Below are 8,573 nucleotides of genomic sequence, written 5' to 3'. Positions count from 1 at the left end.
TTATGTGATGGTCATGTGATTGGCTTATAGATGAAATTCTATGGCAATGCTTTTATCTATAATTTTTCTCCATTTCTCTGACCTATCTTTTGCCCGTTCATTTTGGGGACGCTATGGTGGTTTTAGGTGCAAATTAGGTGTAGCAGCGGGCTTTGGTTCCGCTATTCTCGGATGAAACTCTCGGTGTTAAACGCTTTAGAAGAGGGGGCTACGGGATTTGAACCCATGGTGGTGGGGAAGAATTTTTAGCTTTGGAGGGTGTTTTCTCAGACGAACACGGAAATTACGGGGCTGGAACCTATATCCATTCACCTTTTAGTCAGGAAGGTTGTCTACTTTACGCTAAAACAGGTCACTTACCCACCTAAAATTCAATTGGTTTAATGAATCTTTGGGAGTTAAAAACCCGGTTTTGTGCAACAGTCCCCTCACTCTGCATCTTTCGATCAGATCGGCTAAACGGTCTAATTGCTCATTATCTCAGCACTCTGGACTGATCGATTTTTCTGTTGCGATCTACTTTTGAATATATTTAATTTTAAGCCGGATGGCCGTCCTTATGAGAATTTTACCTTACGATCGCTTTACCCTGGAAACTCCAGCCTCCGTAGCCGAAGTTATCGGTCACCTAGAGCCTCATATTGAAGCCCCCAAGATCTGGCAATGGCGAGTGCCTCCTAATCATGCTCCCTATTGCGGTACGATTTCCGAAGATGGCTTTAAAATTCGGCGAGTCATTCACTATCGCAATTCTTTTTTACCCCAAGTTCGAGGACGATTTGAATCTTTACCGAATGGAACGGCAGTTCATATTACCTTGAGTTTACATCCCATGGTTAGTATTTTTCTGATCTTTTGGGGTTCATCTTGGGGTAGCGCTTCACTCTTATTTCTATTCGCTGCCTTATTCTCAGAAGATGTTGGTCTAGAAACCCTGCTGTTTATTCCCTTACCCTTCATCGTTCTCTTTATCTTCTGGTGTGCTTTTTGGTTAGAAGCCAATCGCGCTTGTCAAGATCTCAGCGAAATATTAAGAATTCATCATTAAATTAAAGAAGCGCTCTAGTCATTTAAACTGACTTTTATTCACTAAACCCGTAATCTACGGTACTAGCAAGGGAGTATTTCAGCGATCGCTCCCTCAGCCATACTGTCAGAGTTCTAGTATTAAAGATAAACTTTCCTTAGGAAGAAATCTATGTCACCCTACTCCAGGAAAGGGAACCGAATTTATCATTCAAATTCCCATCTCCCCTCAACTTAAACCGACCAACACTTGATCCCAATCCTGCATTTCCTCACCCTCTTTTGCTCTTACCTCAAACGTTAAATTACAGGCTTGGGGTTGGAATAACATCTGAATAGACAATTCGGAAATATCCTCACGACTAACTTGACCGCGAATATTATCCCCTTGAGCCACTTCTAAACGCTTGCCCCCTGGTGCTTCAGTTAAGGCACAGGGACGAATAATAGTATAGGGAATCCCACTTTCTCGGATCGCATCCTCGCCTCGCAACTTCCACGTTAAAATGCCACCGAGTTGATCGTTGAGTCTCACGGCTGGCGGTTCCTCATCCAGATTTAACCCCGGTCTTCCTGGACGAGTCACTCCTGCGGAACTAATCTGCACGAATTTCGGTAACTTCGGCCCTCCATAGGCGCGGATGGAGCCAATTTCTAGACCAAAGCGTCCTGGAGAAAACTGAGGATTGAGACCTCCATCATACTCAAATTTACTGAGCATCAGTTGAATAGCATAGGTCTGACTGGGGTCAAATGGCGGGGCACTCGGCAAGGTTTTAGCGCGAAAAATGGGAATCAGGCGATCGAACGGAATATCCACCGTCATCCAAGTATTATTGAGGGTCTCAAAGGAATAGCAATAACTGATCCCATCCCATCGAGCCTCATTACGCAGAATAAACTTATAACGCTTACCATCCCCTTGTACTCGCAGACTAATCCCTTCATATCCAGCTAGATTCAGACAAGGTTCAAAGTTCTTTGTGCGAATGGAAACAAATCCCCCAGAGTTAGCAGTAGAAACTTCACCCGTGAATAAACCATAGTTCGGCGTAATGCGTAGTTCGCTCGAACTGATTCCCCCCATCACCACATCATCAATCACTCCCCAAGTGGTCTTCAAACTGGATGAAGGATTGGTAAAATCGAAAATCATCTGTTCATCTGCCCGACTTAGGTAAGGATCTACCCTGCGGATCAGATTTTTCATGCCATTATATTCCACCATTTCTGGACTATCTACCACTTCCGGCAGATAGAACTTTACCCCTTGATAATACTTCTCACGATTGGGGGTATCACCCTCGACGGGTTGCACGCGAGTACCCGAACAGCAAATAACAGAAATGACATCTTGCATCATTTCTGGTTTCAGGGTTTCGGAAAGGGTTAAATCCGCTTCAAATAATTCAATTCCTTTACCTAAAATAGATTCTGCTCGTTTGGCATCACGCACCAGAGCGCGGACGGGTATCTTACGTTCGACTAAACGGCGAATAACCCGTTTTCCGACTCCACCCGTGGCTCCAACAACTAGAATTGTACCCATAGCTCGTCCTTTTGGCAGTTGAGGTTGTCCGGTGAGGGTTCGTAACCCACGCTGAAGACTACTGAGAATCGGAAACACTTCAAAGGTGTTTAGAGTGTCAATCAATCGATTGAAATCCCAGGGTTTCCGACTACCCTGAACGCGAGTTTTAGAAGCCATTCTCTTACGCTGTGTAGATTGCTCTTCTTGTTTATATTAACGGAGGAAGGCAAAATGAATGGAAGATTGAGTAACCTAGGAAATGGAGTCAGGATGAGGATATGGTTGGTCAATTAACAACTCATGTATTAGATACGGCGCAAGGTTCTCCCGCTGTGGGAATGGCATTGGAGTTATGGGCAGTCGATCGCAAGTCGCCGATTAAAACCCTGCTCAAACAGACGAAAACCAATGAGCAAGGCAGAACCCATGTTCCTTTATTGGAAGAGGGTGAGTTGGAAGTTGGCACTTACGAATTAGTTTTTTTTGTCGGTGATTATTTTCAGCGCGCGATCGGAAATTTACCAGAGCCGGTATTCTTGGATCAGGTTCCCATCCAGTTTGGAGTGTCTAATCCCCATAGTCATTATCATGTACCTTTGTTGGTGTCTCCTTGGTCTTATGCAACTTATCGGGGAAGTTAATTAGGGAATAGAGAATAGAGAATAGGGAATAGGGAATAGGGAATAGGGAATAGGGGAAACCGAGTTCCAACCTTTTCTTAGCATAGATCATAAATAGCGTTCTTAGATTAGTGGCATCCTACACTTTTTAGTTGGTAAAATGTACACAGTCTTAATTTTTCATGATGAGCTAATGACCTAGAGCTAATGACCTATAGGATCGCGCAAGTTAATCAAATGAGTCAAGAGCATTTTGTGGAGGCTTTGGGTAGTGTCTTTGAAGATACGCCAACCCTTGCAGCTCAAACTTGGAAAAAGAGGCCATTTCGAGATACAGAACATCTCTATCAAAGCTTCATCTCCCAGATGCTGGAGTTGAGTGATGCGGAAAAAATGGCGTTAATTCAAGCTCATCCTGATTTGGGGAGTCGAGTAAAAATGGCTCCAGATTCGATCGCCGAACAAGCAGGTGCAGGATTGGATCGCTTGAGTCCCCAACAGTACGATCGGTTTATATCTTTGAATCAAGCTTATCAGGATAAGTTTGGGTTTCCCTTTATTATGGCGGTGAAAGGACAAACTCAAGATAAAATTTTAAAGGCTTTTGAAGAACGATTAAATCACAGTTGGCAAGCGGAGCGAGAACAAGCGCTAGATGAGATTACTAAGATTGTACAATTTCGGTTGGGCGATCGAGTGGTTAACTAAACGTTAAAATTTGGGTTTTGAACCTATGGGTCGAAGTCGGCGGTGGAATAACGGTATAATTCTGCTGATTAGCACGTTGGTGCTAATCGCTTTAGGTTGGCTTAGTGGTACATTTATCTCTCCTCCTTTTTCTAGGTTTCCTGAATATCTACTCACCGATCCGTTTTTACAATTCCCCACTGAAAGTACGGTGCGGGTGGTTTGGTTTACCCCATTTCCGGGAACTGAGCATCGGGTGGTTTATGGGAACAATTTAGAGCGTCAAGTGAAGGCAATAACGACGAAGTTAGCGCGCACCCGTGAGGATAAGGTTTCCCATCTTGACGAAACTTTGCTAGAGGAGCAAGGAGAGTTTCCGGTACTTCGAGATATTTGGCGACATGAAGGGGAAATTACGGGCTTAATTCCTGGAGAAAAATTGCCCTATGAAGCGATTAGTGTCCATGATAATCATCAGGAACTTCGCAGCGATCGCTTCACCTTAGCCCCCACTCCCCAACCCGGAACTCCATTAAAAATTTTACTGACATCCGACCATCAGCATAAACCCATGACTGCGGCAAATATCCAGAAAGTGGGGGAAACCATCGGATCGGTTGATGCTATTTTCTTTGCTGGGGATTTGGTTGATATTGCCGATCGAGCTTCCGAGTGGTTTGATGATAAACGAGGAAATGCCTTTTTCCCAGTCCTGCAAGGACGGGCAAATCATGACCTAGAAAAAGAGGGAATAACAACGACCTATACAGGAGCTGCTTTAATCCAAAATGCGCCCCTATTTCCAGCCTTGGGCAATCATGAAATTATGGGAAAATGGTCTGAAGAGCGCGGATTAAACGATCAATTTAATGGTTCTTATCCTCACCAAGCAGCACAAGCGGATTATGAACGGCAAGCCGATCGGATTAATCCCAGTGGCGATGCAAATATCAAAGAAGATTGGATTAAAAACCATAGCTTTAATAGCGATACTTACGAACAGATTTTTAGTTTACCCAAAAGTCCAGGTAATGGCCGATATTATGCGGTCAGCTTTGGGGATATTCGGTTGGTGGTTCCCCAAATTACGAATATGTGGCGATCGCCGAATTTATCAGCCAATACTCAAGGACGCTTTCGAGAGCGCGATCGAGACTTAAATCAACCCCAAAATTGGGGCTACGGGCAACATATTTTTGAACCCATAGCTCCGGGCAGTCCCCAATATGAATGGTTAAAAGCAGAATTAAATTCACCGGAATTTCAAAAGGCAAAATATAAAATTGTCATGTTCCATCATCCCCCCCATTCTCTGGGAGAAAATGTTGTGCCGGCTTATACCGATCCGGTGCAAATTATCGATCGAGATGGGGCTGGCAATCCCTTAGTCATTCGCTACGAGTATCCAAAAGAAAAGGATTATATTATCCGAGATGTAATCCCCTTATTAGAAGAAGCGAACGTTGACCTCGTATTATATGGTCATTCCCATCTATGGAACCGGTTTGTTAGCCCGAGAGGCATGAACTTTTTAGAAACGTCTAATGTCGGTAATACTTATGGTGCGTATAGGGGGGAATCTCGCCGTTATGTGCCCCCTGCTTATCAACCCGAATATTCTCCTGTGGGCGATCCGAATGGCTTAGAGCCGATGATTCCTAGCCTAGCGCCACTCCGAGAAAATAACCAACTCTTACCCTATATTGCTAGTAACAATATAACGGTATTTAGTATTTTAGACACGGAAACAGCAACCGTCAGTAGCTATTTCTTTGATACCCGTGAGCTAGATTCTAATGTGGTTAAGTTCGATGAATTCTCGATTCGTCGTCAAGGATAAAATAGACTGCTTTCACAAATCAGAGAATATTATTAATATTAGTAAATAAATGTTAATTTCCCTCTCAATCTTTCATGTGGTTTGAAGTAATCGCTACATAAAACAAAAGATTGTGAAAAAAAGGAGGGTTATTTTCACACTGATTAAGAGTTGATTAAAAGTCCTAATGAAGGGCTGACCATTGTGTTAAATTTGTCTCTAGTAGTTCTCAGGAGAGAGAATCATGAGTTTCTTAGATTCATCTGGTATTAATCTGTTTGGTGAAGAAGATTTAGTGGAAAAAGTCTCTAGAATTTATAGCACAGGTTTCATTAGTTCGGATGAGTATCATCGCTTAGAGTCCTCGGCTACCTCCTCTAGGCTGGCAGCAGAAGAGTTAGATATGATCGCTCGTTTGCGTCATGCGATTAAGCGAGGATGGGTGAAAACAACAATCTAAGCTTGATTGGCTTCCCTAGTTTTACGTGCATTACACTAGGAGTGGTAATTGACCTAGACTGTAATTCATGCGTTTAGTTGATGACGATCCCGATCTGCCGCCTCAAATCAACATCTTGCCGATGATTGATGCGATCTTCTCAATTTTGACGTTTTTCATGATTGGGACGCTGTTTTTAACCCGTAATGAGGGGTTACCGGTTAATTTGCCGGAAGCAGGAACGGGAGAAGTTCAACAGCAAGAGCACATTACTGTTTCGATTAATGCTCAAGGCAAGATAGGCTTAGATGAAACAATAATTCCTTTAGAGCAACTGGATGCAAGGGTGGTTCAGTTAATGCAGGGGAAATCAACCCAGTTAGTGGCGCTCAAAGCTGATGAAGCGATCGCCCATAAACGAGTAATCGAAGTAATGGATCGCCTCAGAACCATTCAAGGGATTCGTTTGGCGATCGCCACTGAAGCAATGAGAAATTAAAAATTACGTCCCATTACCCATTACCGATTACCCATTACCAAGGCAGTGCCCTATATAGTATGATGGGGCTTGGCTCATCGAGTCGTAATGGTGAGGAAATCATGAATCTAGCCCCGATCGCCCAATGGGGTAAAACAATATTAAAAGTATCTGCCCTGGTCGCCTGTGGATTGGTATTGTGGTTAAGTGGATGTGCCCGATCGCCGGTTTCGGGAGATTCGTCGGCAGTGGAAGCGTTGGAAGCAGCTCGGTTTATCTCTAAACAAGCGCCAGTAGTCGTGTCATTATCCCAGAAACCGGAGCAGGTGTTATCGCAGATAAAAGGATTAGATCGGCCAGACAAACTACTACAAAATACTCTCCTTGATAATACCGGATTGGACTATAAGCAGGATATTCAGCCTTGGCTCGATGGGGGTGGAATTTGGGCGATGACGAGTACGGATGTCGATCGCCAGGGGGAGAATGGACAACAACCGGGTTATTTAGTGGTGTTACCAACGAAAAATACCCAGCTTTCCCAAGAATTATTAGAAGTATATTGGCAACGGGAGGCGATCGCCGGCCAAGATTTAGTATTTGAACCCTACAAAGGCACACAATTAATTTATAGCCGAGAAGAAAACCAGATTTCTACAACCGTTGTCGGATCGCGGTTTGTATTATTAGCCAATCATCCTAAAGTTCTCAAAGAAGCCATCAATAATGTGCAAGTTGCCGAGCTGAGTTTAGGCGCAACCCCAGACTATCAAGAGTTACAAGAACTCAATAGCGAGAAGAGGGAGGCGATCTCCTGGCTGAATCTCCCCAGGTTAGCCCAAAAGTTGGGCATGGAAGTCGATCATCCCATGTATCAAGCCTTGGGAATGGCGGTACAGTTGCAACCGGAAGGAGTTTTAGCCCAAACCCATTGGTTACCCACCGATCCAGCGTTGCTTGAAGGAGCAGAAGCGCCCTTAAACTCCTCTTCCTTATTAGCCTATCTCCCTTCCAGCAGTTATTTAGCGATCGATGGGGTGAATTTGCGTCAGTTTTGGCAACAGATGCAAACAGAAACTGCTGGTTATGGCAACATTGCCGAGATTATTCGCCAACCCTTGCTTGACTGGGGGAAGCAATGGCAATTAGATGTGGAAGCCGATATTCTCGATGCGATTGAAGGAGAATTCGCGATCGCCTTTTTACCCGATGAAGCAGAAGGGGATTTAGATTGGATTGTGATTCGCGAAAACACGGGAGAGAGTTTAAGCGATCGTTTGGATCAAATTCTTAACCAGCAAGGCTTTAGTATTGGCTCATTTCAGTTAGACGATCAAACCCTCGTCGCTTGGACACAATTAATCGCCGATCCAGTAACCGATGGAGAACAAACCGCTAAAAGTCGGGTATTAAAAGCCAAAGTGCAAGGGGTGCATACCACACTGAACCAGTATGAGATTATTACTTCCTCTATTGCTGCCATGGATCGGGTACTGAAAGCTAAAGCAACCGGCAATTCCCTGGCAACCAATGCCCTCTTTCAAGCTAGTATTGCCCCTTTACCAGAAGTCAACCAGGGCTATTTCTTTATCAATTGGCGATCGGCTCAAAAACCCCTCGAACGTCAAATTCCCCTGTTAAGGCTCGTAGAATTGGCAGCCAAGCCTCTCTTTGACCCCTTAGAATCGGTCGCTATAGCCAGTTATGGCGATGCCCAAGAGCGGCAAGCCGATATCTTTTTGAATACTGGCAGTGAACGTCGGTAAGGGATAGCGATCGATGATTATCATTAGCAAATGAAGACACAACATTACCTTGTCCTTACATTTTGTTAACTGAAGCTGATTCTACCAGAGCATTATCAGATTCTAGCCAATACCCCTCTTTTGTCACTCTGCCGAATCAAGTGAGAATTAAGTGAAGGGATTTATGCTGACGAAAAAAAGTATTGAAATTGATTGACACGGTGCAGC

Annotated in this window: 8 protein-coding genes and 1 pseudogene; 8 read left to right on the top strand and 1 reads right to left on the bottom strand. The window is 44.1% G+C overall.

All coding sequences use genetic code 11. The annotated features are described in order from the left end of the window. Nucleotides 1–233 precede the first annotated feature (233 nt). Both J7545_RS04795 and J7545_RS04790 read left to right on the top strand, forming a co-directional pair. Nucleotides 234–368: pseudogene (locus J7545_RS04795) on the top strand (cupin domain-containing protein); the annotation flags it as partial. 179 nt (nt 369–547) lie between these two features. Continuing rightward, nucleotides 548–1,048 (top strand): hypothetical protein, encoded by a 501-nt coding sequence (locus tag J7545_RS04790; RefSeq protein WP_318719209.1) that lies wholly within the window; start codon nt 548–550, stop codon nt 1,046–1,048. Between the two features lie 207 nt (nt 1,049–1,255). Here J7545_RS04790 and J7545_RS04785 read toward each other — a convergent pair whose 3' ends face one another. Continuing rightward, nucleotides 1,256–2,734 carry a CIA30 family protein gene (locus tag J7545_RS04785; RefSeq protein ID WP_318701866.1) on the bottom strand — a complete coding sequence of 493 codons (1,479 nt, stop codon included), beginning with the start codon at nt 2,732–2,734 and terminating at the stop codon, nt 1,256–1,258. A gap of 101 nt (nt 2,735–2,835) precedes the next feature. On the opposite strand from J7545_RS04785, the gene uraH reads away from it, so the two are divergent. The 6 genes from uraH to J7545_RS04755 all read left to right on the top strand — a co-directional run bounded on the left by uraH (nt 2,836) and on the right by J7545_RS04755 (nt 8,366). After that, nucleotides 2,836–3,198, top strand: coding sequence for a hydroxyisourate hydrolase (gene uraH, locus J7545_RS04780; protein WP_318701865.1), 363 nt, complete (start codon nt 2,836–2,838; stop codon nt 3,196–3,198). A gap of 186 nt (nt 3,199–3,384) precedes the next feature. Then, complete coding sequence (gene uraD / locus J7545_RS04775) at nt 3,385–3,885, top strand: 2-oxo-4-hydroxy-4-carboxy-5-ureidoimidazoline decarboxylase (protein WP_318701864.1); 501 nt, start codon at nt 3,385–3,387, stop codon at nt 3,883–3,885. A 25-nt stretch (nt 3,886–3,910) separates the two neighbouring features. Next, a complete protein-coding gene (locus J7545_RS04770; protein ID WP_318701863.1) occupies nt 3,911–5,704 on the top strand; it encodes a metallophosphoesterase family protein in 1,794 nt (597 codons plus the stop codon). Nucleotides 5,705–5,927: 223 nt separating this feature from the next. Further along, a complete protein-coding gene (locus tag J7545_RS04765; protein WP_318701862.1) occupies nt 5,928–6,143 on the top strand; it encodes a hypothetical protein in 216 nt (71 codons plus the stop codon). Nucleotides 6,144–6,210: 67 nt separating this feature from the next. Beyond that, nucleotides 6,211–6,621, top strand: a complete 411-nt coding sequence (locus tag J7545_RS04760; protein WP_318701861.1) for a biopolymer transporter ExbD — start codon at nt 6,211–6,213, stop codon at nt 6,619–6,621. A gap of 101 nt (nt 6,622–6,722) precedes the next feature. Continuing rightward, entirely contained in the window at nt 6,723–8,366 is a 1,644-nt protein-coding gene (locus J7545_RS04755; RefSeq protein ID WP_318701860.1) for a DUF3352 domain-containing protein, read from the top strand. Nucleotides 8,367–8,573 lie beyond the last annotated feature (207 nt).

It is taken from the genome of Roseofilum sp. SBFL (assembly GCF_017746885.1).
In the GTDB taxonomy this organism is placed as follows: domain Bacteria; phylum Cyanobacteriota; class Cyanobacteriia; order Cyanobacteriales; family Desertifilaceae; genus Roseofilum.
This window is presented reverse-complemented; position numbering and strand designations above follow the sequence as displayed.

Coding starts and splice junctions, on each gene's coding strand:
- J7545_RS04790 (WP_318719209.1), top strand. CDS start 548: ATGGCCGTCCTTATGAGAATTTTACCTTACGATCGCTTTACCCTGGAA.
- J7545_RS04785 (WP_318701866.1), bottom strand. CDS start 2,734: ATGGCTTCTAAAACTCGCGTTCAGGGTAGTCGGAAACCCTGGGATTTC.
- uraH (WP_318701865.1), top strand. CDS start 2,836: ATGGTTGGTCAATTAACAACTCATGTATTAGATACGGCGCAAGGTTCT.
- uraD (WP_318701864.1), top strand. CDS start 3,385: ATGACCTATAGGATCGCGCAAGTTAATCAAATGAGTCAAGAGCATTTT.
- J7545_RS04770 (WP_318701863.1), top strand. CDS start 3,911: ATGGGTCGAAGTCGGCGGTGGAATAACGGTATAATTCTGCTGATTAGC.
- J7545_RS04765 (WP_318701862.1), top strand. CDS start 5,928: ATGAGTTTCTTAGATTCATCTGGTATTAATCTGTTTGGTGAAGAAGAT.
- J7545_RS04760 (WP_318701861.1), top strand. CDS start 6,211: ATGCGTTTAGTTGATGACGATCCCGATCTGCCGCCTCAAATCAACATC.
- J7545_RS04755 (WP_318701860.1), top strand. CDS start 6,723: ATGAATCTAGCCCCGATCGCCCAATGGGGTAAAACAATATTAAAAGTA.